This window comes from Pseudomonas sp. M20, from assembly GCF_045037865.1.
Taxonomy (GTDB): Bacteria; Pseudomonadota; Gammaproteobacteria; order Pseudomonadales; family Pseudomonadaceae; genus Aquipseudomonas.
Genome location: NZ_CP173611.1, coordinates 1,401,407 through 1,426,126, shown reverse-complemented (window position 1 = coordinate 1,426,126; position 24,720 = coordinate 1,401,407). Strand labels below are relative to the sequence as shown.

At 60.1% G+C, this 24,720-nt stretch carries 19 protein-coding genes; 6 read left to right on the top strand and 13 right to left on the bottom strand.

Features of this window, described 5'->3' with window-relative positions:
- Positions 1-30 precede the first annotated feature (30 nt).
- Genes ACI514_RS06445 through ACI514_RS06425 form a run of 5 tightly spaced genes read right to left on the bottom strand, consistent with a single transcriptional unit; the run spans position 31 to position 4,190 of the window.
- Positions 31-303, bottom strand: a complete 273-nt coding sequence (locus ACI514_RS06445) for a DUF2160 domain-containing protein (RefSeq protein WP_007912485.1) — start codon at positions 301-303, stop codon at positions 31-33.
- Between the two features lie 10 nt (positions 304-313).
- Complete coding sequence (locus tag ACI514_RS06440) at positions 314-1,114, bottom strand: carbohydrate ABC transporter permease (RefSeq protein ID WP_090284391.1); 801 nt, start codon at positions 1,112-1,114, stop codon at positions 314-316.
- A gap of 9 nt (positions 1,115-1,123) precedes the next feature.
- Positions 1,124-1,990 (bottom strand): carbohydrate ABC transporter permease, encoded by an 867-nt coding sequence (locus ACI514_RS06435; RefSeq protein ID WP_007912484.1) that lies wholly within the window; start codon positions 1,988-1,990, stop codon positions 1,124-1,126.
- Complete coding sequence (locus tag ACI514_RS06430; RefSeq protein ID WP_137219214.1) at positions 1,987-3,096, bottom strand: ABC transporter ATP-binding protein; 1,110 nt, start codon at positions 3,094-3,096, stop codon at positions 1,987-1,989. Before ACI514_RS06430 ends, ACI514_RS06435 begins: the two co-directional genes overlap by 4 nt.
- Positions 3,096-4,190, bottom strand: a complete 1,095-nt coding sequence (locus tag ACI514_RS06425; RefSeq protein WP_123450812.1) for an ABC transporter ATP-binding protein — start codon at positions 4,188-4,190, stop codon at positions 3,096-3,098. Before ACI514_RS06425 ends, ACI514_RS06430 begins: the two co-directional genes overlap by 1 nt.
- Positions 4,191-4,570: 380 nt before the next feature.
- On the opposite strand from ACI514_RS06425, the gene ACI514_RS06420 reads away from it, so the two are divergent.
- Positions 4,571-6,409 (top strand): sigma-54-dependent Fis family transcriptional regulator, encoded by a 1,839-nt coding sequence (locus ACI514_RS06420; RefSeq protein ID WP_405123319.1) that lies wholly within the window; start codon positions 4,571-4,573, stop codon positions 6,407-6,409.
- Positions 6,410-6,584: 175 nt separating this feature from the next.
- Here ACI514_RS06420 and ACI514_RS06415 read toward each other — a convergent pair whose 3' ends face one another.
- The 3 genes from ACI514_RS06415 to ACI514_RS06405 form a co-directional block, all read right to left on the bottom strand.
- Complete coding sequence (locus ACI514_RS06415; protein ID WP_405123318.1) at positions 6,585-7,802, bottom strand: MFS transporter; 1,218 nt, start codon at positions 7,800-7,802, stop codon at positions 6,585-6,587.
- A gap of 495 nt (positions 7,803-8,297) precedes the next feature.
- On the bottom strand, positions 8,298-9,680 hold the full coding sequence (gene cysS, locus ACI514_RS06410) for a cysteine--tRNA ligase (RefSeq protein ID WP_405123317.1): 1,383 nt from the start codon (positions 9,678-9,680) through the stop codon (positions 8,298-8,300).
- 21 nt (positions 9,681-9,701) lie between these two features.
- Positions 9,702-11,399 carry a glutamine--tRNA ligase/YqeY domain fusion protein gene (locus ACI514_RS06405; protein ID WP_405123316.1) on the bottom strand — a complete coding sequence of 566 codons (1,698 nt, stop codon included), beginning with the start codon at positions 11,397-11,399 and terminating at the stop codon, positions 9,702-9,704.
- Between the two features lie 250 nt (positions 11,400-11,649).
- On the opposite strand from ACI514_RS06405, the gene ACI514_RS06400 reads away from it, so the two are divergent.
- Positions 11,650-12,156, top strand: coding sequence for a peptidylprolyl isomerase (locus ACI514_RS06400; RefSeq protein WP_095118204.1), 507 nt, complete (start codon positions 11,650-11,652; stop codon positions 12,154-12,156).
- On the top strand, positions 12,153-12,899 hold the full coding sequence (lpxH, locus tag ACI514_RS06395; RefSeq protein WP_405123315.1) for a UDP-2,3-diacylglucosamine diphosphatase: 747 nt from the start codon (positions 12,153-12,155) through the stop codon (positions 12,897-12,899). Before ACI514_RS06400 ends, lpxH begins: the two co-directional genes overlap by 4 nt.
- A gap of 179 nt (positions 12,900-13,078) precedes the next feature.
- Here lpxH and ACI514_RS06390 read toward each other — a convergent pair whose 3' ends face one another.
- From ACI514_RS06390 to ACI514_RS06370, 5 genes are all read right to left on the bottom strand, one after another.
- A complete protein-coding gene (locus ACI514_RS06390) occupies positions 13,079-14,608 on the bottom strand; it encodes a DHA2 family efflux MFS transporter permease subunit (protein ID WP_016986555.1) in 1,530 nt (509 codons plus the stop codon).
- Between the two features lie 138 nt (positions 14,609-14,746).
- Complete coding sequence (locus ACI514_RS06385; protein ID WP_150774797.1) at positions 14,747-15,949, bottom strand: efflux RND transporter periplasmic adaptor subunit; 1,203 nt, start codon at positions 15,947-15,949, stop codon at positions 14,747-14,749.
- Between the two features lie 15 nt (positions 15,950-15,964).
- Positions 15,965-17,434: an efflux transporter outer membrane subunit gene (locus ACI514_RS06380; RefSeq protein ID WP_405123314.1), complete on the bottom strand. Its 1,470-nt coding sequence runs from the start codon at positions 17,432-17,434 to the stop codon at positions 15,965-15,967.
- Positions 17,424-17,906, bottom strand: a complete 483-nt coding sequence (locus ACI514_RS06375; RefSeq protein ID WP_077573642.1) for a MarR family winged helix-turn-helix transcriptional regulator — start codon at positions 17,904-17,906, stop codon at positions 17,424-17,426. The genes ACI514_RS06380 and ACI514_RS06375 overlap by 11 nt, the downstream gene beginning before the upstream one ends.
- A gap of 229 nt (positions 17,907-18,135) precedes the next feature.
- On the bottom strand, positions 18,136-19,455 hold the full coding sequence (locus tag ACI514_RS06370) for a hypothetical protein (RefSeq protein WP_405123313.1): 1,320 nt from the start codon (positions 19,453-19,455) through the stop codon (positions 18,136-18,138).
- Positions 19,456-19,634: 179 nt separating this feature from the next.
- On the opposite strand from ACI514_RS06370, the gene ACI514_RS06365 reads away from it, so the two are divergent.
- Genes ACI514_RS06365 through ACI514_RS06355 form a run of 3 tightly spaced genes read left to right on the top strand, consistent with a single transcriptional unit; the run spans position 19,635 to position 24,636 of the window.
- A complete protein-coding gene (locus tag ACI514_RS06365; RefSeq protein ID WP_405123312.1) occupies positions 19,635-20,606 on the top strand; it encodes a fimbrial protein in 972 nt (323 codons plus the stop codon).
- A 54-nt stretch (positions 20,607-20,660) separates the two neighbouring features.
- A complete protein-coding gene (locus ACI514_RS06360; RefSeq protein ID WP_405123311.1) occupies positions 20,661-23,462 on the top strand; it encodes an ATP-binding protein in 2,802 nt (933 codons plus the stop codon).
- Entirely contained in the window at positions 23,449-24,636 is a 1,188-nt protein-coding gene (locus ACI514_RS06355; RefSeq protein WP_405123310.1) for an EAL domain-containing protein, read from the top strand. Before ACI514_RS06360 ends, ACI514_RS06355 begins: the two co-directional genes overlap by 14 nt.
- Positions 24,637-24,720: the final 84 nt, after the last annotated feature.

Below are 24,720 nucleotides of genomic sequence, written 5' to 3'. Positions count from 1 at the left end.
GTTGTGGAGCCGCGTTGCCGAACGACTCGACTAGCCCCAACGCATCACAGCCAACAGCCACACCAGGGACAACGCGGACGCTACCCAGATGCTCCAGTCGGTGGCGCCGATCACCAGCAAATGCAGGTAGGCGCTGCCGAGAAGACCGATAAACAAACGATCGCCACGGGTGGTGGCAATCGGCAGAAAACCTCGCCGCAGGATGCTCGGCGAGCGCAATTCCCACGTCGTCATGCCGACCAGAATCAGGCCGATGACGATGAAGAATGCGGCTGTCGGGGTGGTCCAACTCATCCATTCCATCATCAGCTCCTCAGACCCGACCGAGGGCAAAGCCCTTGGCCACGTGGTTGCGAACAAACCAGATCACCAGCATGCCCGGCAGAATGGTCAACACCCCCGCCGCCGCCAGCACGCCCCAATCAATACCCGAAGCGGATACCGTGCGCGTCATCACCGCCGCGATCGGCTTGGCGTTTACCGAGGTCAACGTGCGCGCGAGCAGCAGTTCGACCCAGGAAAACATGAAGCAGAAAAACGCCGTGACGCCGATACCCGAGCCGATCAGCGGGATGAAAATCTTCACGAAGAACTTGGGGAAACTGTAGCCGTCGATGTAGGCAGTTTCGTCGATTTCTTTCGGCACGCCGGACATAAATCCTTCGAGAATCCACACCGCTAGCGGCACGTTAAACAGGCAATGCGCCAAAGCCACGGCGATATGCGTGTCGAACAGGCCAATCGACGAATACAACTGAAAGAACGGCAGCAGAAACACCGCTGGCGGCGCCATGCGGTTGGTCAGCAGCCAGAAGAACAGGTGCTTGTCGCCGAGAAAGCGATAACGCGAAAACGCATAGGCCGCCGGCAGCGCCACGCTCAGCGAGATCACCGTGTTCAGGCTGACGTAATACAGCGAGTTCAGATAACCGGTGTACCAGCTCGGATCGGTAAAGATCACTTTGTAGTTCGCCAGCGTAAAGGCCTGTGGGAAAAGCGTCAGACCGCCGAGGATTTCGGTGTTGCTCTTGAACGACATGTTCAGCAGCCAGTAGATCGGCACCAGTAGGAAAAGGATGTACACCAGCAGCGGAATCAGCTTTCTTTTGCTCATGGCCGGGCCTCAGCGGTTGGCGTCGGAGTGCGTCATGGCGGTGTAGAACAGCCAGGACACCAACAGGATGATCAGGAAGTACACCAGCGAAAACGCCGCTGCCGGACCGAGGTCGAATTGCCCTACGGCCATCTGGGTCAACGTCTGACTCAAGAAGGTCGTGGCGTTACCCGGCCCGCCGCCGGTGAGCACGAACGGCTCGGTGTAGATCATGAAACTGTCCATGAAGCGCAGCATCACCGCGATCAGCAGCACGCTCTTCAGCTTGGGCAACTGAATGTGCCTGAACACCGCCCAGGCTGAGGCCCGATCGATGCGCGCCGCTTGGTAATACACGTCGGGAATCGCGCGCAAACCGGAGAAGCACAGCAGCGCCACCAATGAAGTCCAGTGCCAGACGTCCATCACCAGCACCGTCACCCAGGCGTCCATGGTGTTGGCCGCGTAGTTGTAGCTGATGCCCATTGCGTTAAGGCTGGAACCGAGCAGACCAATGTCGGCACGGCCGAAAATCTGCCAGATGGTGCCGACCACGTTCCATGGGATCAGCAGCGGAATCGCCAGAATGATCAGCACCACCGACGACCAGCGGCCCTTGGTCGGCATGGTCAGCGCGACGGCAATGCCCAAAGGAATTTCGATCAGCAACACGCAGGCCGAGTAGATGAACTGACGCAGCAATGAATCGTGCAGACGTGGATCGAGCAGCACTTGTTTGTACCAGTCAGCGCCGACAAAGTAGCGGCTGGACTGGTCGAAGATGTCCTGCACCGAATAGTTGACCACGGTCATCATCGGGATCACCGCACTGAACGCCACCAGCAGGAACACCGGCAACACCAGCCACCAGGCCTTGTTGTTCTGCACCTTGTTCATGGCTGCACCTCATCGTCGGCTTCGAGCAGAAACTCATCGGCATAGACCATCAGCCACTGCGCCGGGAAACTGATGTACGCGATGCCCTGTGGCACCGGTTTGTCTTCCGCCAAACGTACTTTCAACGGTGCGCCGTCGAGGTCGAGGGTCATGATCTTGTAGGTGCCGAGGTCTTCGACGTGTACGACCCTGGCCTGCATCGCGTCATCAAACGGCTCGTCCCACACATGAATAAACTCCGGGCGGATGCCGACCTTCAGATTCTTCCACTGACCGTGTTCGATATGGCGCTGCATGGCGTCGGACAGCGGCAGGTGCGTCGAGGCGAAACCGACGCCACCGGGTTGCGGCTGCACGTCGATCAGGTTCATCCCGGGGCTGCCGATGAAATAGCCGACAAAGGTGTGGCTCGGCCGCTCGAACAATTCCCGTGGCGTGCCGAACTGGACGATCTGGCCGCCGTACATCACCGCGATTTTGTCGGCGAAGGTCGAGGCCTCGAGTTGATCGTGGGTCACGTAGACCATGGTGATGTTGAACTGCTCGTGGATCTGCTTGAGCTTGCGCCGCAGTTTCCACTTCAGGTGCGGGTCGATCACCGTCAGCGGCTCGTCGAACAGAATCGCCGAAACATCGTCACGGACCAGACCACGGCCCATCGAGACTTTCTGTTTTTCATCGGCGGTGAGGTTGCGCGCCTTTTTGCTGAGGAGGTTTTGCAGGTCGAGGACTTCGGCAATTTCCTGCACCTTGCTGTGCACTTTCGCCTCGGCCATGCCCTGATTTCGCAGGGGGAAAGCGAGGTTGTCGAACACGGTCATGGTGTCGTACACCACCGGAAACTGGAAAACCTGGGCGATGTTGCGCTTCTCCGGCGTCAGGTCGTTGACCGCTTTGCCGTCGAACAACACGTGGCCCTGCGAGGGGCTGAGCAGGCCGGAAATGATGTTGAGCAAAGTCGACTTGCCACAACCCGACGGCCCGAGCAAGGCGTAGGCACCGCCCTGCTCCCAGACGTGATCCATCTCGCGAATCGCGTAATCCTCCGCGCCGCTCGGGGTTTTGCTGTAGCTGTGGGCGAGGTGCTGCAAACGGATTTCGGCCATCAGGCAACCCTCGCGACACGCCGGCCCGGTGCCTGCACCAGACGGCCCTGCGCATCGAAAACGAACAGTTTGTGGGTCGGGATGTAAATGCGGATCGGCGCATCGACGTCGTATTCGTGAACGCCGGGCAGGTGCAGCACCAACAGGAAATGCTCGTTGCGCACATGCAGGAAGGTTTCCGAACCGCTGATCTCGGCGACTTCGACGGTGACTGCCAACTCCAGATCGTCATCGTTGCTCGGCACCAGCGAGATATGGCTGGGGCGCACGCCAAAACGAAACTCGCCCTCACCCACCGGGCGCAGATCAACGTTCAACGGGAAGTGTACGAAGTTGGCAAAACTCACTTCGTTGCCGGCGATGCGCCCGGGCATCAGGTTGATCGGTGGCTCGGAGAATAATTCGGCAGCGAGCACGCTTTGCGGCTGGTGATACACCGAGGTCGACGGGCCGCTCTGAATCACCCGGCCCTCGTGAAGAATGGTCGTGGTGCCGCCGAGTGCCAGCGCTTCGTTGGGTTCGGTGGTGGCGTAGATCGCGATGGTGTGGCGCGCCTTGAACAGCTCGCGCATTTCCTGGCGCAGCTCTTCGCGCAGTTTGTAGTCGAGGTTGACCAGCGGCTCATCGAAGAGGATCAGCTCGGCGTCCTTGACCAGCGCACGGGCCATGGCGGTGCGTTGCTGTTGACCGCCGGACAGCTCCAGCGGATAGCGCTGCAGAAACTTCTCGATGCGCAGCATCTTCGCGGTTTCTTGCACTTTGCTGTGGATGATCTCTTTCGAGACACCGGCCTGACGCAGTGGCGAGGCGATGTTCTCGAACACGGTCATGGTCGGGTAATTGATGAACTGCTGATAGACCATCGACACGTTGCGCAACCGCACCGGGCGCTGGGTGACGTCGACGCCGTTCATCAGGATGCGGCCGCTGTCAGGCTTATCGAGCCCGGCCATTAATCGCATGAGACTGGTTTTGCCGGACAGGGTCCGCCCGAGCAAAACGTTGAACGAACCGGGTTCGAATTTCAGGCACGCATCGTCGATCCAGGTCTGGCCCTCGACGGTGCGGCTGACGTGCTCCAGGGTGAGTGACATGGCTCGGCCTTTTTATTATTGGAGTCAAGCGACCTGTGCACGGGAGCGAGTTTCGTGCCAGAAATGGCAAGTGGTTGATTTGGCGTGAAAATCGTTGAAACAGTGGGGAACAGGCGTTCATTGCTGAACACATTTGAACAGTCGGGCGATTGACAATGAACAATAGTGAACAACACTCTATGAACGCTTTTTCCCCGACCTCATGGACGCCGAAGATCCCTGTAGGAGTGAGCCTGCTCGCGATAGCGGTGTGTCAGTCAATGCAATTTTGTCTGATAGACCGCTATCGCGAGCAGGCTCACTCCTACAGGGATCTGTGTTGGTTTCAAAGATCGGGTTCATAACAACAATAAAAATCGCTGCATCAGAGGCCCACTGCCATGGCCGCACCTGCCCCGCCGCTGTCCCACGACGCGATCGTCCAGACTTCCTGGCAACGTTGCCGCGCGTTCGGTCTCGACCACCAAAGCACGCCGGCCTTCGATCAACTGCCCCCCGCTAGCATCGCGCAGCTGCTCGACAGTCATCATTCGCTGGTGCAGACCACGCACCAGGAAGTCCTGCCCTATTACGAAAACATCCTCAGCAACTCCAACTGCCTGATCATGCTCGCCGACAATCAGGGCCAGGTCCTGACCTCGTGGGGCACGCAACGCTTTATCGAGCCGAATCTGGCGCGGGGGTTTCAGGCCGGTGCGAGTTGGGTCGAGCGCACCAGCGGCACCAACGCGATCGGCACGGCGCTGGCGTGTGAACAAGCGGTGCACATCGAACACGATGAACACTTTCTCAAGGCCAACCGTTTCATGACCGGTTCCGCCGCGCCGATTTTCGACGCCGAGCGCAAAGTCATCGCGGTGCTTGATGTGTCCAGCGACAGCTATCTGCCGCCCTCGCACACTTTGGGCATGGTCAAGATGATGAGCCAGACCGTGGAGAACCGGCTGATCCTCAACCTGTTCCATGGCCAGCATTTTCAACTGACCTTCAACACCGGGTTGAACAACCTCGACAGTCAGTGGGCCGGGTTGTTGATTTTCGATGAGAGTGGGCAGGTGTTGTCGGCCAACCGCCGGGCGGACAATCTGCTCGGTGTGCGTTTGTCGCGGGTAAGCGTTGAGAGCCTGTTCAAAGTGTCGCTGCTGGAGTTGATCAACCAGCCGGACGGGTTGCCGTTTGCCTTGCAGACGTCCGGGCGTAACCGTTTTCAGTGTTTGTTGAAGCGGCCGAAGCAGGCGTCGGTTCAGCCGCGCGTTTTTGCTGCTGAACCTAAAACCGCCGCGCCCACTGCCATCAGTCTCAACACCCTGCACTTCGGCGACAGTCGCGTGGAAAAAGCCGTGCGTCAGGCTGAGCGGTTACTGGAGAAAGACATTCCGCTGCTGATCCATGGCGAAACCGGGGTCGGCAAGGAAGTTTTCGTCAAAGCCCTGCATCAGGCCAGTTCACGTAGCAAACAGGCGTTCATTGCCGTCAACTGCGCGGCGATCCCCGCCGAACTTGTCGAATCCGAGTTATTTGGCTACGAGAAAGGTGCGTTCACCGGCGCGAATCAGAAAGGCAGTATCGGGCTGATTCGCAAGGCGGATAAAGGCACGCTGTTTCTCGACGAGATTGGCGATATGCCATTGCCGACTCAGGCGCGGTTGTTGCGGGTGTTGCAGGAGCGTTGCGTGCAACCGGTGGGCAGTAGCGAGTTGTTCCCGGTGGATTTGCGGATTATCTCGGCGACTAACCGTTCCTTGCGCGAACAAGTGCAATTGGGACGGTTTCGTGAGGATTTGTATTACCGCATTGGTGGACTGACGCTGGAGCTGCCGCCGCTGCGGGAGCGCAGTGATAAGGAGGCGTTGTTCAAGCGGTTGTGGGAGCAGCATCGTGAACCGACGCAGTGGGCGGGGTTGAGCCAGGAGGTGCTGGAGTTGTTCAGCCGTCATCCTTGGCCGGGGAATTTGCGTCAGGTGAGTAGCGTGATGCAGGTGGCGTTGGCGATGGCTGAGGAGCAGCCGGTGAGGCTTGAGCATTTGCCGGATGATTTTTTTGTTGATCTGGAGATGGAGCCGGTGGAGAGCGCGGCGCCGTTGGCGGTTGATTTGAATGATGTGGAGGCGTTGAACCGGGAGTTGAAGGCTTCCGGGGGGAATATTTCGCATTTGGCTCGGCGGTTGGGGGTGAGTCGGAATACGCTTTATAAGCGGTTGCGGCAGATTGAAGGTTGAGTGAATCCCGTTCCCCTCACCCCAGCCCTCTCCCCCAGGAGAGGGAGCCGACCGAGGTGTCTGGCGCTGGACATCGACCTGAAAAAACCAGTCGATTATGGATTCAGAGCATCACGTTCAAGTCGGTGTATCTCTCGAACATCCCCCATTCAGTCCCCTCTCCTGGGGGAGAGGGCTAGGGTGAGGGCGAAAATTCCGGCTCAACATGCGCAACCGAAGCCGCCTCCAATGTGCGCAGCCCCACCAGTACAACAACCACCATCATGATCCCAGCGCCAATCGCCACACCGAACCCGGCCCGTGCACCCCAGCCATCAATGACCAACCCCGCGAGCATGCCGCCCAGCGCAACGCCGATGCTGATACCCGTGGTCATCCACGTCAGCCCTTCGGTGATCCGCGATGGCGGGATGATGATCGTTCCCAGCTTCATGACCACGACCATCGTTGGCGCAAACGAAATCCCGGCAATAAACAGCGTCGCTGACAGGACATAAACGTCCGCTGCAAAAATCGGCAACACGCCGGTGAACGCCGTGACCAGGATCCCGATCAGGAACTGTTTTTCGATCGCCAGCAAAACCCTCATTGCACCGAAGGTCAGGCCCGCGACCAGTGAGCCAAACGCATAGGCGGCGAGGATGAAGGTTGCGGAGGCTGGCCAGCCTTGCGCATTGGCGAACGCCACGACGGCGACATCGATTGCTCCGCCAATGACCCCCATCGCCAACAACGCGAGGACAATGGTGCGAACGCCGGGAATCAGCAGAGTTGAACCACTGTGGCTGGCGTGGCCCACGACAACTTTAGGTTCAGTCTGGCGTTGCAGGAGAAACGCCGTCACCCCGAAGGCCAACAGCCCGACTGCAACCAGTGGCCCGGCTTCGGCAAAGAAACTCACGCTCAAACCGATCGCCAGTGGCGGGCCGACGATGTAGGCCATTTCGGTGAGGACCGTGTCCAGCGAGAACGCCGTGTGCAACTGCGGCTTGCCCCGGAACAATTGCGTCCACCGCGCACGGATCATCGACGGCATGCTCGGCATCGTCCCCGCCAATGCCGCCAGAACAAACAGCAGTGCGGCCGGTGCCCGCATGTAGACCGCGAGGATCAGGGCCAGCAACATGGCAATGCTGAACGCCGTGACGACGGGTAGCACGCGGCTCTGGCCATGTTGATCGACCAGTCTGGAGATGTACGGGCCGAGCAGTGCATTGGCCAGGGTGAACGTCCCGGCGACGGTGCCGGCCAGCCAGTACACACCGGTTTGCTGGACCAGCATGGTGATGATGCCGATGCCGATCATTGCTTGCGGTAATCGCGCGATAGAGCTCGCGAGCACTAACCCCGTGGCACCTGGGGTTGTCAGCAGTTCGCGATAGTGATTAGCCATGGTGTCTCCATTCCATAATCGTCGCCGCTCAGCATCCGGCTGAACGCGTTGCCGACATCAAGACCTACGCGAACGTCAAAAGCAACCCTCACCCCAGCCCTCTCCCAGAGGGAGAGGGAGCTGACCGAGGTGTCTGGCGTTGTGCATCGACCTGAAAAAACCAGTCGATTATGGATTCGAAGCAGGTTCAAGTCGGCGTATCTCTTTGACACGCACCCCTCACCCCAGCCCTCTCCCGGAGGTAGAGGGAGCTGACCGAGGTGTCTGGCGTTGTGCATCGACCTGAAAAACCGAGTTGATTATGGATTCGGCAAACATCGCTCAGGTCGGCGTATTTCTTGAGCATCCCCCATTTAGTCCCCTCTCCCTCTGGGAGAGGGTTAGGGTGAGGGGCTCTTCTTCGCAGCCAAACAAAAACCCGCACACGGCGGGTTTTGTTGATCGTTCCCACGCTCCGCGTGGGAATGCAGCCCGGGACGCTCCGCGTCCCTGATCTCAATCAGCCAGACGCCAGGTAGTCCCACCCTTGCCGTCTTCCAGCACAACGCCCATCGCCGTGAGCTGATCACGAATCCGATCCGACTCAGCCCAATCCTTACCCGCACGTGCCGCCAGACGCGCCGCAATCAGCGCATCAACCTCAGCCGCATCGACACGCCCTTCAGCGCCCGCCTGCAAAAAGTCATCGGCTTCGAGCTGCAAAACACCCAACACACTCGCCAGCTCTTTCAGACGTGCCGCCAGACCCGCCGCTGCATCGAGATCGCTCTCACGCAGACGGTTGATCTCACGCACCATCTCGAACAGCACAGCGCAGGCTTCCGGCGTGCCGAAGTCGTCGTTCATCACCGTGGTGAAACGCTCGACGAAGGCTTCGCCGCCCGCCGGCGCCACAGTCGGCAAACCTTTCAACGCGTGGTAGAAACGCTCGAGGGCGCCTTTGGCGTCCTTGAGGTTGTCTTCCGAGTAGTTGATCGCGCTGCGGTAGTGGCTCGACACCAGCAGGTAACGCACGACTTCCGGGTGGTACTTTTCCAGCACGTCGCGAATGGTGAAGAAGTTGTTCAAGGACTTGGACATCTTCTCGCCATTGATGCGAATCATGCCGCAATGCATCCACGCGTTGGCGTAGGTCTTGCCGGTGGCCGCTTCGCTCTGGGCGATTTCGTTTTCGTGGTGCGGGAACTCCAGATCGCTGCCGCCGCCATGAATGTCGAAAGTCTCGCCGAGGCAGCAGGTAGACATCACCGAGCATTCGATGTGCCAGCCCGGACGCCCGGCGCCCCATGGCGATGCCCAGCTCGGCTCACCCGGTTTGGCGGCTTTCCACAGCACGAAGTCGAGCGGGTCCTGTTTCGACTCGTCGACTTCGATCCGCGCGCCGATGCGCAGGTCTTCAATCTTCTTGCGCGACAGCTTGCCGTAGCCCATGAACTTGGCGACGCGGTAGTACACGTCGCCATTGCCCGGGGCGTAGGCGTAACCCTTGTCGATCAAGGTCTGGATCATCGCGTGCATACCCGGAATGTGATCCGTGGCGCGCGGTTCCATGTCCGGCTTCTTGATGTTCAGGCGCGCTTCGTCTTCGTGCATCGCGGCGATCATGCGTTCGGTCAACGCTTCGAACGACTCGCCGTTCTCGTTGGCCCGGTTGATGATCTTGTCGTCGATGTCGGTGATGTTGCGCACGTAAGTCAGGTCGTAACCGCTGAACCGCAACCAGCGGGTCACCAGGTCGAACGCGACCATGCTGCGGCCGTGGCCAAGGTGGCAGTAGTCGTACACGGTCATCCCGCAGACGTACATGCGCACCTTGTTGCCATCCAGCGGCTTGAAAACTTCTTTGCTCTTGGTGAGCGTGTTGTAGATCGTTAGCACGTTATTTCCCTTGACGCTGAATCACTGGCCCCACGAATCACGCAGGGTCACGGTACGGTTGAATACCGGCTGACCTGGTTTCGAGTCCTTCAAATCGGCGACGAAGTAACCTTCGCGCTCGAACTGGAAACGGTCTTCCGGCTGTGCATTGCCAAGCGATGGCTCCGCACGACAACCGGTGAGTACCTGCAGCGAATCAGGGTTGATGTTGTCGAGGAAACTCGCGCTGTCTTCGGCCTTCTCTGGGTTGGCCGAACGGAACAGGCGATCGTACAGACGCACTTCGCACTCAACGCTGGCAGCAGCCGGCACCCAGTGGATCACGCCTTTGACCTTGCGGCCTTCAGGGTTCTTGCCCAGGGTTTCCGGATCGTACGAGCAACGCAGTTCGACGATGTTGCCGTCGGCGTCCTTGATCGCTTCGTCGGCACGGATCACGTAGCTGCCGCGCAGACGCACTTCACCGGCCGGTTCCAGGCGCTTGTAGCCCTTCGGCGGCTCTTCCATGAAGTCGTCACGGTCGATGTAGATTTCCCGAGCGAATGGCAGCGCGCGCACGCCCATGTCTTCTTTCGGGTGGCGCGGCAGTTCGAGGTTTTCGACCTGGCCTTCCGGGTAGTTGGTGATGACGACTTTCAGCGGACGCAGCACGCACATGGCGCGCGGTGCGCTGTGGTCGAGGTCGTCACGGATGCTGAATTCGAGCATGCCGAAGTCGACCACGCCGTCGGAACGGTTGGTGCCGACCATTTCGCAGAAGTTGCGGATCGATTTCGGCGTGTAGCCACGGCGGCGGAAGCCCGACAGCGTGGACATGCGCGGATCGTCCCAGCCATGCACGTGCTTTTCATCGACCAGCTGTTTGAGCTTGCGCTTGCTGGTGATGGTGTAGTTGAGGTTCAGACGGCTGAACTCGTACTGACGCGGGTGCGCAGGCACTGGCAATGCGTCGAGGAACCACTCGTACAGCGGACGATGGCTTTCGAACTCGAGGGTGCAGATCGAGTGGGTGATGCCTTCGATGGCGTCCGACTGACCGTGGGTGAAGTCGTAGTTCGGATAGATGCACCACTTGTCGCCGGTCTGGTGGTGATGCGCGTGGCGAATGCGATACATGATCGGGTCGCGCAGGTTCATGTTCGGCGAAGCCATGTCGATCTTCGCGCGCAGCACGCGGGCGCCGTCCGGGAATTCACCGGCGCGCATCCGGGCGAACCAGTCGAGGTTCTCTTCAACCGAACGGTCGCGGAACGGGCTGTTCTTGCCCGGCTCGGTCAGGCTGCCACGGTATTCCTTGGCTTGCTCTGGGGTCAGGTCGTCAACGTAGGCCTTGCCGGCCTTGATCAGCTCGACGGCCCAGTCGTGCAACTGGTCAAAATACTGTGAGGCGTAGCGCACTTCGCCGGACCATTCGAAGCCCAGCCATTTGACGTCGCTTTCGATCGCGTCGATGTATTCCTGGTCTTCCTTGGCCGGGTTGGTGTCGTCGAAACGCAAGTGCGTGACGCCGCCGAACTCCTGCGCCAGGCCGAAGTTCACGCAGATCGACTTGGCGTGACCGATGTGCAGGTAGCCGTTGGGCTCAGGCGGGAAACGGGTAACGATCTGGGTGTGCTTGCCCGAGTCCAGGTCTGCCTGGATGATCGGCCGCAGGAAATTGACCGGCACGGCAGGGCCGGACTTGGCATTCGAGGTAGGGTCGACAGTGGGCTTGCTCATAGGATCCTTGACTTACATGTGCGCGGCCGCAGAGGGGGCCAGACAAAACAAAGCCGCTATCATAGCCGATGCTGTCAAGGGGCTGACAGAGCACGGCCTATAAAGGAGCGCATTTAATCGCAGGGATTTGGAAAAACAGCCTCGAAATTCGCGCCTGTCACGCTAAACTGCGCACCTTGGCCCACGGGCTGAACCGGTAACGGGCGCAAATGTCCCATTGCCCACGAATTCCTTATAAAGAGTAGCGATCATGACTCAAGTTAAATTGACCACCAATCATGGCGACATCGTCATCGAACTGAACGCTGAAAAGGCGCCGATCACCGTCGCCAACTTCATCGAGTACGTCAACGCCGGTCACTACGAAAACACCGTTTTCCACCGCGTCATCGGTAACTTCATGATCCAGGGCGGCGGTTTCGAGCCAGGCATGAAGGAAAAGAAAGACAAGCGTCCAAGCATCCAGAACGAAGCCGACAACGGTCTTTCCAACGAGAAATACACCGTTGCCATGGCCCGCACCATGGAGCCGCATTCGGCGTCCGCGCAGTTCTTCATCAACGTTGCCGACAACACTTTCCTTAACCACAGCGGCAAGAACGTGCAAGGCTGGGGCTACGCAGTATTCGGTAAAGTGACCGCCGGTACCGACGTTGTCGACAAGATCAAAGGCGTGTCGACCACTTCCAAGGCCGGCCACCAGGACGTACCAGCAGACGACGTGATCATCGAGAAAGCCGAGATCATCGAAGCGTGATATTGCTGATTTCAGACTTGCATCTGGAAGAGGAGCGCCCGGACATTACCCGGGCGTTTCTGGATTTGCTCGCCGGACGCGCCCGCTCGGCGAGTGCGTTGTACATCCTTGGCGACTTCTTCGAAGCGTGGATTGGCGACGACGCCATGACGCCCTTCCAGCGTTCCATCTGCCAGGCCCTGCGCGAATTGAGCGACAGCGGCACGGCGATTTTTCTGATGCACGGCAATCGCGACTTCATGCTCGGCAAGGCCTTCTGCAAGCAGGCCGGCTGTACGTTGTTGAAGGACCCGAGTGTCGTGCAGTTTTACGGCGAGCCGGTGCTGTTGATGCACGGCGACAGCCTGTGCACCCGCGATGTCGGCTATATGAAGCTGCGGCGTTATCTGCGCAATCCGGTCACGCTGTTTATCCTGCGGCATCTGCCACTGCGCACCCGCCATAAACTGGCGCGCAAGTTGCGCAGCGAGAGCAAGGCGCAGACGCGGATGAAGGCTAATGACATTGTCGATGTCACGCCGGAGGAGATTCCGCGAATCATGCAGGAATATGGCGTGAAAACCCTGATTCACGGACACACTCACCGCCCGGCGATTCACAAGTTGCAGCTCGGTGAGCAAGCGGCGAAGCGGATTGTGCTGGGGGATTGGGATCGTCAGGGGTGGGCGTTGCAGGTGGATGAGAGCGGCTACGCGTTGGCGCCGTTCGACTTCGCCCCGCCGCTGGCTTTGCCGCACGGCTGAAGATCGTTACCCCCTCACCCCAGCCCTCTCCCCCAGGGGGGCGAGGGGGAAAGGGAGCTGACCGCATGCAGTTCAAAACCTGAGTTCAACTCGGTATCGCAAGTCGGTGTACCTCAAACAGTCAACTCGGTCAGTCCCCTCTCCCTCCGGGAGAGGGCTAGGGTGAGGGGCTCTTGACCTTAATGCCCGGAAGCAGCAGGCCCTGCCTTCGCGGCAAACGGCGGCTTCGCCAGCCACACAATCAGAATCAAACCCATAAAACCCCAGCCCAACAGCGTGAAGTAATCCACGGTGGAGAGCATGTACGCCTGGCTCGTCAAAATCTGATCCATCTGCGCATACGCCGACTGGCTCGCCCCGCCCAAATGATTCAAAGTCTCGCGCGTCGCCGGCTCAAAGGTACTGATGCTCTCACTCATATACGCATGATGCTGATCGGCCCGACGAATCCAGATCCACGTGGTCAGCGATGCCGCAAAGCTACCGCCCAGCGTCCGCAAGAATGTGGCAAGACCGGCACCATCGGCAATCTGGCTCGGCGGCAGGTCCGACATGAGGATGCTCAAGGTCGGCATAAAGAACAGCGCCACACCAATACCCATGAACAACTGCACCAGCGCGATGTGCTGGAAATCGACTTCATTGGTGAATCCCGCCCGCATGAAGCAACTCAGACCAATCGCCAGAAACGCCAGCCCGGCCAGCAAGCGCAGGTCGAACTTGTTCGCGTACTTGCCGACAAACGGCGACAGCAGCACCGGCAGAATGCCGATCGGCGCCACGGCCAAGCCGGCCCAGGTCGCGGTGTAACCCATCTGCGTCTGCAACCATTGCGGGAGGATTAGGTTGATGCCGAAGAATCCGGCGTAACCCAGCACCAACACCAGCGTGCCGATGCGGAAGTTGCGATAGGCAAACAGCCGCAGATTCACCACCGGATGCTGGTCGGTCATTTCCCAGATGACAAACACCGCCAGCGCGATCACCGAAATCGCCGCGCCGATGATGATGAAGTTCGACTCAAACCAATCCAGGTCATTGCCTTTGTCGAGGATCACCTGCAACGCGCCGACGCCAATGATCAGCGTGATCAGGCCGACGTAATCCATCGGTTGACGGCTGGTTTCCACCGGACGTTTGGCCAGTTGCGAACGCACCACCATCACCGCAAAAATCCCGATCGGCACGTTGATGAAGAAGATCCACGGCCAGCTGTAGCTGTCGGTAATCCAGCCACCGAGAATCGGCCCGGCAATCGGCGCGACCACCGTGACCATCGCCAGTAACGCCAGGGCCATGCCTCGCCTGGCGGGCGGATAAACCGCGATCAACAGGGTTTGCGTCATCGGGTACAGCGGCCCGGCGACCAGACCTTGCAGCACACGGAAGCCGATCAGTTCCGGCATCGACGTGGAGATACCGCAGAGAAACGAGGCCAGCACAAACAGAATGGTGGCCCAGAGAAACAGCTTCACCTCACCGAAACGGCGGCTGAGCCAACCGGTCAGCGGCAGCGCAATCGCGTTGCTCACGGCGAACGAGGTAATCACCCAAGTGCCCTGCTCCGAACTCACCCCGAGGTTGCCGGATATGGTCGGCAGCGCCACGTTGGCGATGGTGGTGTCGAGCACTTGCATGAACGTCGCCAGCGACAGGCCGATGGTGCTGAGCAACAGGCTGGGCGGCGTGAAAGAGGCGTTATTGCTCATTGTGAATCCTATGAAACCTGATGGTCGCCGCAGCCCTGTAGGAGTGAGCCTGCTCGCGATAGCGGTGTGTCAGACCCAATTTCCTCGACAGATACACCGTTATCGCGAGCAGACTCACTCCTACAAGGTCAGTGCAGGTCAGCGTTGCGCGGTTTTGCTCACCGCAGCGCTGTTGTCGTGGATCAGCTGCGCAATCATCGCGTCGGCTTCGGCCAGTTGGCGGTCGTAGACGTTGGTGCTGAACGACGCTTTCTGCGGTGGCTGCTGTGCGAGCACCGGGCCGCTCTGGTCATGCAGATTCACTTCAACGTTGGTCGACAGGCCAACGCGCAGCGGATGCTTGGCCAGTTCTTCGGCGTTGATGTGAATGCGCACCGGCACTCGCTGGACGATCTTGATCCAGTTGCCGGTGGCGTTCTGCGCTGGCAGCAAGGCAAACGCACTACCGGTGCCGGCGCCGAGGCTGTCGACGGTGCCGCTGTATTTCACGTCGCTGCCGTAGATATCGGATTCGATATCGACCGGCTGACCGATGCGCATGTCACGCAGTTGGGTTTCTTTGAAATTGGCGTCGATCCACAGCTGATCCAGCGGAATCACCGCCATCAACGCCGTGCCCGGCTGCACACGCTGACCGAGTTGCACGGTGCGCTTGGCCACGTAACCGGTAACCGGCGCGATCAAGGTGCTGCGGGCATTGGTCAGGTACGCCTGACGCAGGTCGGCAGCGGCCGACATCACGTCTGGATGCGACGAGACCACGGTGTCATCGACCAGTGCGCTGGTGGTTTTCAGTTGCTGTTTGGCGTTGGCCAGGGCGTTTTGCGCCGAGGTCAGGTCGTCGCGAGCGTGGGACAGTTCTTCCTGGGAAATCGCCCCGCCCTGCGCGAGGTTTTTCCGGCGGTTGTAGTTGTCCTGGGCTTTCTGCACTTCGGCCTGTTGCGCATTGACCTGGGCTTTCATGCCATCAACGTTGCTGTACAAGCCGCGCACCTGACGCACAGTGCGCGCCAGTTTCGCCTGGGCGCTTTGCAGACCGACTTCGGCATCGTTGGGGTCGAAGTTGATCAGCACCTGACCTTCGTGAACCAGATCACCATCGTCAGCACCGATGCTGACCACCGTGCCGGTGACCAACGGGGTGATTTCGACGACGTTACCGTTGACGTAGGCGTCGTCGGTGCTTTCGTTAAAGCGCCCGATGAACTCGTGATACGCCCAGACGCCGGCGCAGGCGAGTGCAACGACAACGGCGAGCAGCAACAGCATGACTTTGCGCTTGCGCGGGTTGCCGGTATCCGGGGTGTTGCCTTGAGCTTGGGTGTTTTCGGCAGTGGCCATGACAAGTACCTTGAATTAGTTGTGCGGCGTGGCTGGAGTGGCGTTGGCTGCGGTCAGGGTTTGCCCCTGGAAGCCGCCGCCCAGCGCTTGCATCAGTTGAATCGACAGGTCGATCTGCTCGGCATTGAGGTTGGCCAGTTGACGCTGGGCCTGCAGCAATTGCTGCTCAATGCTGAGCACGTCCAGGTAGTTACCGATGCCGGAACCGTAACGCTGGACGACGGTGTTGTAAGAATCCTGAGCAATGTCGGTGGCGTGTTGCTGCGCACCGATCTGCCGGCCGATGTCACGCAACTGGTTGATCGTGTCACTGACATCGCCCAGGGCTTTCACCAGACTTTTGTTGTACTGCGCCACCGCCAGATCGTAATCGGCGTCACGCGCATCGAGGTTGGCGCGCAGGCGTCCGCCGTCGAAGATCGGCACGGAAATGGTCGGGGCAATGTTGAAGAAGCGACTGGCCGAACCGAACATCGCATCACCCAACAAGGACTCGGCGCCGGCCGAGGCCGAGAGGTTCAAGTTGGGATAGAAGCGGGTTTTCGCCGAGTCGATATCCTTGCTCGCCGCTTCAACGCGCCAGCGCGCAGCGACCAGATCCGGGCGCCGACCGAGCAGTTCCGCCGGCAGCACCGACGGCACGGCGACAGCGCTGGCTTGCAGGACTTTCGGTCGGGCAATTTCGCTGCCGCGATCCGGGCCTTTGCCGAGCAACACGGCCAGGGCGATTTTGGCGCTGTTCAGGCGCTTTTCTGCGTCGATCAGGCTGGCTTCGGAACTGGCTTCCAGACTCTGGGTTTGCTGGAACTGGTACTGGCTGTCGATGCCAGAACTCAACCGACGCTGGCTCAGATCGAGCATCTGCCTGGTGCGTTTGAGGTCTTCATTCGCGAGGTCATAAACGATGTGCGCCTGACCGAGATCGCTGTAGGCACGAGCGACATCGGCAGCAAGCGTCAACTGCGCAGCCTGACGATCAACTTCAGCGGCGCGGGCCTGACCGAGTGCGGCTTCCCAGGCATCACGCTGACCGCCCCACAGGTCGAAGTTGTAATTGAAACCGGCGCTGACGTTCCGCACGGTGGCGTAGGCATCGCCCTGCCCTCGCGGGTCTTGATCCTTGGCCAGACGCGAACGGCTGATGCCGGCGCTGGCGTCGAGGGTCGGATAACGTTCGGCATCGGCGGCATACGCGGCGGCGCTGGCCTGATGGGCGCGCGCTGCGGCGATCTGCATGTCCGGGCTGTCGTGCAGCGCTTCACGAATCAGACCGTCGAGTTGCGGATCGCCAAGGCTGGTCCACCAATCGCTTTTCGGCCATGCGGCTGGCGACAGGGTCACGCCGGTGAGGGATTGGCCGACTTTGAGGTTCTTCGCATCAAGGCTCGCGCCCGACGTGTCGAGGCCGCTGTAGTTGGCGCAACCGGCGAGGATCATCGCCGACAGCACCAGCGTCAGGCTGCTGCGCAAGGTTTTACCGCTCATTGTGTTCACCTAAGCGCTGGATGGTGATCGGGTCACCGGCTGCCAGCAGAATTTTCTTGAGGATGTATTCCAGGGTCTTCAACTCGTCCGGAGTGACGGCGCCGGCCAGTTCATTCATCGCATCGGCGCCGATGTGCGGCAGGCGATCGGCCAGTTGCTGGCCTTGCTCGGTCAGCTTGAGTTGCACCTGACGGCGATCGCCTTCGCTGCGCTGGCGAGCCAGAAAGCCTTTCTGCTCCAGACGATCGAGCATGCGTGTCATCGAACCGCTGTCCAGCGACAGGTGCCGGCACAGCTCGGCCGGGGTGTCGACGCCGAACTGGGCCATGATGATCAACACCTTGAACTGCGCGGCGGTGATGCCGTGGGGTTCCATGTGAGTATCGATGATCCGGTCCTTGAGCAGCGCTGCACGGCCAAGCAACAGGCCGAGATGGCAGTGTTTGAATTCGTCCGGGGTGAAATGCTTCATTTGCTCACCTAATAACTGCCTAGGCAGTGAATGTATGTCGAGATGTTACTGCCTAGGCAGCGAATGTCAACGCAATAGTTAGGTTGCTTTGCAATTAGTTGACCAATGGGCTGGGTTTTTGTGTTGCACAGGCGGACGCCATCGCGAGCAGGCTCACTCCTACAAGGGAACGCATTTCAAATGTAGGAGTGAGCCTGCTCGCGATTGGAGCGACTCGGTGTGAAGTCGGTCAGGAATCGTCGCAAGGATGTACAGGCGGCGGCTGCACAGGATGCACCGCACGCCCCCGCAAGGCAGTGGCCACATACCCAAATGCCCGCTTGCTCACCGCATAAATGCTGTGCCAGCCCGGCGGTGCCGGTTCGATGGCAGCATGCAACGCTCGCGCATAATCAAGCACCAGTCCGGGCGTCCACGCCATCGCCTCTGCCCGTTTGCGCACTTGCGCGGCAACCCAGAACTCGGGGCTGAAAATGACCCGGGCGAAATCCAGCATGCTCGAATGCCCCCGGTTCATCGCCCCTTCCAAGGCCGCTTCGAGGCTATGGGCGACGGCGCTGGAACAGTTGCGACTGGTCAGGTTGTACGTGCTGTTCTGCCGATACTCCGTCCAGAACGCATGCAGGCGCCGGGCGTCGTAATGGGCAAAACTGACCTGCACCGAAGACGGACACCAGTCAGCCACCTCCCCCGCATAATCCGGCAAAAACCTGCCGGCAACATCGTTGTTCGGCGTCGCCCGCAGCAAGCGCACGAAATCCCCGGCCGAACGATCGATGTCGTCCTGTGGGTAATGGCTGATGTAAATGTCCGGGCCGCATTCCAGCGCCGCATGGCCGGCGGAAATCACGCCGTTGATGTCGACCGCCGCGATGTAGCGGTTGAGTAGCCGATTGCGCACCAGGGTGTCGTCGACGGTGCCGCTGGGAGTCCAGACGTGAATCACCAACGCATCGCTGCTGGCCGGCGCACTGACCGACAAAGGGCTTGTCAGCGGCGGCTGGTTTTTGAAGCGCACGGCTTGCCGCAACAAGGCACAACCGGTCAGGAAAAGGCTCATGCCAATGCAGAACGGCACCGTGCCCTTGTACAGCGTCGGATACGGCTCAAGGATAAACACGCCAAAGCCGATTTCGAACAACCCCGCCAGCAGCGACACTTGCCAACCGACAAAGCGCACCACCAGCGCCGCCGCCAACCGAAAACCGCCATCGAGCAAAAAAGCCCCGCCAAACAGCACAGCCAGAATCAGCCCGGCAGCGTGTTGCCGGTCGACGATCAGCAGCCCCAGCAAGAGAAAAGCCAGTCCGCGCGCTCTGCGCAGGGCCGCTGCGGTCCCGGCTTGCGGTGCCGGCACCAGCAGCAGGATCAGCGCTTCGAGCAGCAACAGATAGCCGAAGAGATGCAGCGGGAAATACAGCACACCGTCCAGCGCATCAATGAAGATGCCCACCCCGGCCGCGCCCCAGACAATGCCGGTCAGCGCCAGCGCGGACCAACGCTTGCGGACAAATTCGTGACCGAGCAAGACCATACTCAAGCGGACCATATGACCTCTCTGGTGAACCGGGGGCCGCACAACCTGCACGGTTTTCAGGCTTCGGTGAGTTTAATGCATCGCCGCGATTGCGCAGGCGCGGGAGCGTGTTCTAAGAATCGCCTGATGTCCATCGGCAAACCGCGCGTTTAACGTACGCCGCTCTTTGGCCGACACGTATAGCCCTCTTCATGAAGCGAATAACTCTGCAGCGCCCCCTGCTCACCCTTGTCGCGGCGACGTTGCTGGCCTGCGCAGCGGACGCGATGGCGGCGAATTGCAGCTTCAACAGTTCCCCTTCAACGCAAACGCTCAGCTACGGTGCCAGCCTGGCCAATGGTGGCCTGACCATCCCCGCCGACACACCGGATGGCACTGTGGTTTATCAGGAAACCGCGCAGCAATCGAACTCACACAGTTGGTCGTGCAATGCGAGCTCGTTCTATGGAATCGCTGTCAATCCCGCGTTTGGTACCCCGACCGGTACCGTAACGACCTTCCCGCTGGGCAAGACCGGGTTGTCGTTCCGTATCTGGATGGGCGTGCTGAATCGCTATGAGCCCTCTCTCTTCTCGACCGCCCCAAAAGGCTACGGCGTGGCGTCAGGCTCGATCCGCCTGGAAATCGTCAAGTCAGGCCCATTGGCGGCGCAGATCACGATACCGGCCGGCAACCTGGCCAGCCTGAAAGCCGGCGAGCTGATTCTGAATAACTTCAATCTGGCCAATGCGCTGGTGTTGAATGCGGCGTCCTGCCAGACCCCTTCCGTCCCGGTCGCCATGGGCGATGACTATCAACTCCTGGAGTTTAGCGACGCGGGCGCCAAACCCCGCACCGTGCGCTTCGACATTGCCCTGAATCAGTGCCAGACCGGCATCAAGAAAGTCACCTATTCATTCAAAGCCACCACGCCCGTCATCGACGCGACCAAGGGCATCGTCGCGCTCAATAGCACCTCCACCGCCAGCGGCATCGGCCTGCAATTGATGAACGATGTCGGGCAGCCGATCGCCTTCGATACCACCTACCCGTTCAACGCCTTCACCACCACCGGCACCGATTTCAAGATCCCGTTAACCGCCGCGTACTACCGTCTGCCCACGGGCGAACTCAAGGCCGGCAGCGCCAACACCGAAGTCACCTTCATCGTCAACTACCTCTAGCACTCTAAGGATCGTCTGATTCTCCCCGCTCCCGGCCCTCCCTAGAGTGCCGGGATGAGATTGAAGAACTACCTCCATCAGATCAGCCCGCTCCTGTCCTCGCCCGATGCGGCGCGGCGCCTGCTGCGCATTTTTGCCCTGGTGCTGCTGGTGGGCATTCTCGGCGGCGTCTACAGCTTCCTGCTGTTTACCTTCAACAATGAGATTTCTCAGCGGCGCAGCTACATGAGCAGCGCCATCGCCGAAGCGCATACGTTTTTCACCACCCGCGAAGCGCTGCTGGAAAGCCTGAGCCTGTCGGCCACACGCAAGGCGAAAATAAACGTGCCGGTGTCCGAGGAGGAAATCCGTCTGCTGCTGGGGCAAACGCCGGGCAAGCAATGGAGCATCTGGCTGACCCAACGCATGCGCGATTACCTGAAAGCCAAGCAGCTCAATCTGCTGTATGTCAGCAGCGGCGGTCATATATTGCGGCTATACAACGCGACACCGCTGGTCGTCGGTTTGCCACAGGCCACGCTGGATCAACTGGAGTCGCTCAATCTCACGGCGACATTATCGGAACTGTGGCTGACCCATGCCGCAGACGGGCACTCGCAGTTGTACATCTTCATTCGCCTGGATGAACGCGACGTCCACTCCGGCTGGCTTGGTCTGGAAATGGACGACCGTGAAGTCTCCAGAGCCTTGAACGACCACAGCGCCGGCGAGTTCACCATGTTCAACTCACAAGGCAAACCGCTGTTCAGCAACAGCCACAAACCACCGCCCGAACAGAACCTGCCATTGCTGCGACAACAGGATTTCTTCGGCTTCGTCGGCAATGGCTGGCTGCCCGAGCAATTGGTGTTGCGCAAGCAACTGAAATCGTCGGACTGGCAGCTCACCTACTCCATCGACTTGCTGGCGGTGCTGCGCGCCCTGTGGCCACAAATGCTCGGCGCGCTGCTGTTCTGCGGGTTGAGTATCAGCCTGGTGTGCCTGTTGGTCCGTCGTCTGGAGCATCGTTTCATCACCCCGGCGATCCAGCGCATTCAGGCGCTGGTGGAAAGCGAACTGTTCAGCCGCGACGTGATTCAGACTGCACCTGTGGCCCTGTGCGTGCTGCGCCGAAGTGACGGTCAAGTGGTGCTGGACAACACCCTCGCGCGGCAATGGCTGGGCCAGTGCAGCGAGCAACTGGGGGCTGGCTGGATCCGCGATGCGTTTGACGAAAACACGCCGTGCCTGACCGATTACTTCGAGACTGCCGACGGTCGTCACCTGTACCTGAGCTGTGCGCCGACCCGCTACAAAGGTGAAGACGTCTTGCTCTGTGCGTTCAGTGACATCAGCGCTCGGCGACAGATCGAAGCAGCGCTGGAACAGGCGCGCCAATCGGCCGATGCCGCCAACGAAGCCAAGACCCTGTTTCTGGCAACCATGAGCCATGAAATCCGCACCCCGCTCTACGGTGTGCTGGGCACGCTGGAACTGCTCGCGCGAACACAGTTGGACACTCAGCAGAAAAGTTACCTGCGGGCGATCGAGGGATCATCGGCGACGTTGCTGCAGTTGATTTGCGACGTGCTCGATGTATCGAAGATCGAGGCCGGGCAACTGGCGCTGGAGCTGAGCGAGTTTTCCGTCCCGGCACTGGTACACGAAGTGGTGCAGGGTTACGCCGCTGCCGCGCAAAGCAAAGGCCTGCAACTCTATGCCTGCCTCGATCCGCAACTGCCCGAGTGCCTACTGGGCGATGTCAGTCGAGTGCGGCAGATCCTCAACAACCTGCTCAGCAATGCCGTCAAGTTCACCGATTCCGGGCGCGTGGTGTTGCGGGTCAGACTGCTCGCTCGCGAAGGCGAACGCGTGTGTCTGCAATGGCAGGTTTCCGACACCGGCAAAGGCATCGCCCATGACGATCAGGCGTTCATTTTCGAGCCGTTCTACCAGACCGCCGGCAACACCAATGTGGTTGCCGGCACCGGCCTGGGGTTGCCGATCTGCCTGCGGCTAACGCACTTGATGAATGGCACCCTGCGCATGGTCAGCGAGCCGGGCCTGGGCAGCAGTTTTTCCCTCAGCGTGCCGTTGGAACAACGCGCCTGCAACACACCAACTGCCGCCTTACCGCCATTGGCAGCGGACCTCGTCTACGTCGTTTCGCCGGTCCGCGAACTAGCCGACAGCATCAGTGGCTGGTTGCGTCGTTGGGGCGCCCGCGCGCATATCGGCGCACCGGACGGCATCGAGCCTGATGCGACGGCGGTGCTGCTGGAGTTGTATCCCGCAGCCTTCGGACAGCGCCCGCACCTGGCATGGCGTGGACCGCGCGTATTGGCCAGCGGCGATGGCGCGCACGAGCCGCAATGTACCGGCGACGGCTGGCAGGTCAATCTGAATGATCTGCTGGCGATTCAACGGGCCGTTCGCCAGGCCCAGAGCGGCCAGATCATCCACCGTCCGCCAGACACTGAAGCCCATGCGCTGCGCCCGTTGCGCCTGCATATTCTGGTGGCCGAAGACAACGTCATCAATCAGTTGATCCTGCGCGATCAGCTCGAAGAACTGGGCTGCACGGTGGCGCTGGCCAGCGATGGCGAAGAGGCCTTGGCGCTGTGGCCCGACGCTGCGTTCGACATCGTCCTGACCGACGTCAACATGCCCCGCCTCAACGGTTACGAACTGGCCAAAGCGCTGCGGCGCCTCGGTTGCAGCATCCCGATCATCGGCGCGACCGCCAACGCCCTGCGTGGTGAGGATGCGCTGTGTCTGGCTGCGGGCATGAATCACTGCCTGGTCAAACCTTTTACGCTACGAGCCTTGTTCGCTGTCCTGGCTCCCTACGAACGAGTCGCCCATGAAGCCCTGTAGCATTCTGATTGTCGAAGACCATCCCTTCCAGCACCTGTACTTGCAGAACCTGTTCAGCGAGTTGGGCGACTTCGATCTGGCGTGCGCCAGGGACGGCGAAGAAGCACTGGACTGCCTGAAACAACGTGATTTCGATCTGGTGCTCACCGATTTGCTGATGCCGGGCATGGACGGCGTGCAATTCATTCAGGGCCTTGCCGCCCAACGCTCACGTCCGGCACTGGCGATCATGAGCGCCGCCTCACGACGGATGCTGATGGGCGCCAGTCTGGTCGCGAGCAACCTGCAAGTGAAAGTCATCGGACTGATTTCGAAACCGGTGAATGCGGCCGCCCTGCGCTGCCTGATCGATCAATTGCAGGCGCTGCGCCAGAGCGTCCCGGCGGCAACCCATCCCGGCATCGATCGCCAGAGTATCTGCAATGCCCTCGACAACGGTGAACTGCAAGCCTGGTTTCAACCGAAGAAGGCCTTGAACAATGGCCGGATCGTCGCCGCCGAAGCACTGGTGCGCTGGAATCATCCTGAACATGGCACGCTGTTGCCCGGAGTGTTTTTGCCGGCGTTGATTGCATTCGGTCTCGAGGAACCGTTGCTCTGGTGCGTGCTGAAACAGGCGATCGCCGCCCAGGCTACGTGGCGCGAACAGGGCTATGACATTCCGGTTTCGGTCAACCTGCCCACGCACCTGCTCAACAGCCACGACCTGCCCGACCGCATCCTCGCTTTCGTGCTTGCCCATCAAGGCTTGCCCGCGCGGATCTGTTTCGAGTTGATGGAGTGCTCGGTGCCCGATGACATCAGCAATTTCTACGCCGGCGCGTGCCGTCTGCGGATCAAGGGTTTCGGTCTGTCGCAGGATGATTTCGGCAAGGGCTATAGCTCGTACATGAACCTGGTGTCGGCGCCGTTCACCGAACTGAAAATCGACCGCGCGCTGGTGCAAGGCTGCAACGCCAACGCCGAACTCGCGCAGGCGCTGACCAGCATTGTCAGCCTCGGTCGCCAGTTGGGCCTGACGGTGGTGGCCGAAGGTGTGGAAACCGCACAAGAACTTGCTCTGTTGCGTAAAATCGACTGCACTCAGGTTCAGGGTTTCCTGATCTCCCATGCCGTTTCAGCCGATCAGTTCCAGCACTTGCTGACCCACGACGGGCCGGCGACTGCCTATTGAGCGGCACGTGGCTGTTGTTGAACGTCGCTCGCTACCGAGGTCACTGTGTCCCAAGGCTGCCCCATCACCGCTGGTCAGGCGCTG